The sequence below is a fragment of the Komagataeibacter kakiaceti JCM 25156 genome, assembly GCF_000613305.1.
Genome location: NZ_BAIO01000436.1, coordinates 1 through 2,001, shown reverse-complemented (window position 1 = coordinate 2,001; position 2,001 = coordinate 1). Strand labels below are relative to the sequence as shown.

Below are 2,001 nucleotides of genomic sequence, written 5' to 3'. Positions count from 1 at the left end.
CGTGGAGATTGATGTCACAGGTAAAAAACGAACGGGCACGGCTGAACGTAACGCGTGCTTCCATCGCCTGCCCGAAATACTTTTCCGAAATACGGTCCAGATGGGCGCTGACCCGGTGTTTCAGGGCATCGGATAGTCGATCTGCTTTCCGGCAACACTGATGTGCATAAGGGGCAACTCCTTACATGATCACAGCGCAGTCACGTGCGGGGAACGGAAAACCGTCATTCAGCTATTGCTATGGATAAAGGGGACGTTCCTGCTCCCGTACGGCCTGCGTGATAGTGGCTGTTGCGTTGTACCAGTCGGGTACACGATCCCGAACGGGTACATTTGGGCATGGTTGCACCGTGCTGTCCATGCCTTCCTTGCATAAAAGGGCGCAGGTTTTTAGGGGGCGGGGGGCCTTGCATGGGGCCTGCCGCCACAGGTTATGGCGTGTACGCCTAAAGGGTAAATTTTTCGCCAAGATAGACGCGGCGGACATCCTCGTTCGCCACGATTTCCTCGGGCCGTCCCTCCGTCAGTACCTGCCCGCTATGCATGATGTAGGCCCGGTCGATCACTTCCAGCGTTTCACGCACGTTATGGTCGGTAATCAGCACGCCAATGCCCCGATCCTTCAGGTGGGCGACAAGATCACGGATTTCCCCCACCGCGATGGGGTCGATACCGGCCAGCGGTTCGTCAAGCAGGACATAATGCGGCTGGCTGGCCAGCGCGCGGGCGATTTCCAGCCGCCTGCGCTCACCGCCCGACAGCGCGAGCGAGGGCGAATGGCGCAGCCGGGTAATGCCGAATTCCCCCAGCAGGCCATCGAGCATGGTCTGCCGCCGGTCGGGGTCGGGTTCGACAATCTCGAGGGCGGCCATGATGTTCTGCTCGACATTCAGGCCACGGAAGATGCTCGATTCCTGTGGCAGGTAGCCAATGCCCATCCGCGCGCGGCGGTACATGGGCAACTGGGTGATGTCCGCGCCATCAAGGGTGATGGTGCCCATGTCGGGCCGCACCAGCCCCACGATCATGTAGAAGCTGGTCGTCTTGCCCGCGCCGTTCGGGCCGAGCAGGGCCACGGCCTCGCCACGCTGCACCTGAAGCGAGACATCACGCACGACCTGGCGTTTCTTGTAGCTCTTGCCGATGCCGCTGGCGATCAGCCGGTGGAAGGGGGGGCGACCTGCTGGTCGGTGGCTTCGGGGTCGCCTGCGGGGGCCGTGTTGTTCATTTTGCTGATCCCTTGTCACCTTTGCTGGCCTGGTTCGGTATGACCAGACCACTGACCCGTGAGCCGGGGCTATCCGTCAGTGTGGCGATATCGGTGTGCATGTTCACGATGGCCGATGCGCCACTGACCTGATTTTCCCCACGTGTGATATGCACGTTGCCCACCAGACGGGCAATGCCCGTGTCGGTACATAGACGCCCCGGTCACCCGTCACGGTTTCGGTGCGGGTGCGGATCACGATATGGCCGAACGCATTGACATGGTCCATCGTGCCCGTGCCGGGGGCGGGCCTGTCATCCGCAGCGGGGGACGCGGCGGGGCCGGCGGGATGGACCGCATCGGGCACGGAGGCGTCGGGCACCGACGTGGCGGCAGCGGAAGTTACGGCGGGAGCGGTCGAACGGGGGCGGCTACGCTGGGCCTTGGGCTTGTCGTAGCCGACCAGGACATCGGCGCGGATCTGGCGTCCGTCATTGGTGGTGAGGGTCGCATCGCCACGGGCGACGGACATGTGCTCGTGCGAATGGTATTCCAGCACGTCGCGCGCGGTCAGGATGTCCTGCGGCGCGGTCATTTTCAGGTGCTGGCCGGTCATGACCAGAATGGCCTGGTCCATATCGTACACCGCATGGTCGCCCCATGCCTGGTCGTTCGTGTTGAAGGCATGGACATGGCCGGTGGCTTCAAGGCGGTAGACCTCGCTCGCCCCGCCCGCGCCACCGGACCCCGGCGCGCCGCCATTATTCGCATCCGTGCCCGCCGTTGCGTTCCCG

Annotated in this window: 1 protein-coding gene and 2 pseudogenes; all 3 read right to left on the bottom strand. The window is 63.2% G+C overall.

Translation table 11 applies throughout. The annotated features are described in order from the left end of the window. Nucleotides 1-168 (bottom strand): annotated as a pseudogene (locus tag JCM25156_RS31390) (HPF/RaiA family ribosome-associated protein); the annotation flags it as partial. Between the two features lie 278 nt (nt 169-446). Next, the gene (gene lptB, locus JCM25156_RS14935; protein WP_051577535.1) at nt 447-1,160 is read right to left on the bottom strand and encodes an LPS export ABC transporter ATP-binding protein; all 714 of its coding nucleotides are present in this window, start codon (nt 1,158-1,160) and stop codon (nt 447-449) included. A gap of 64 nt (nt 1,161-1,224) precedes the next feature. Beyond that, nucleotides 1,225-2,001 (bottom strand): annotated as a pseudogene (locus JCM25156_RS24965) (LptA/OstA family protein); the annotation flags it as partial.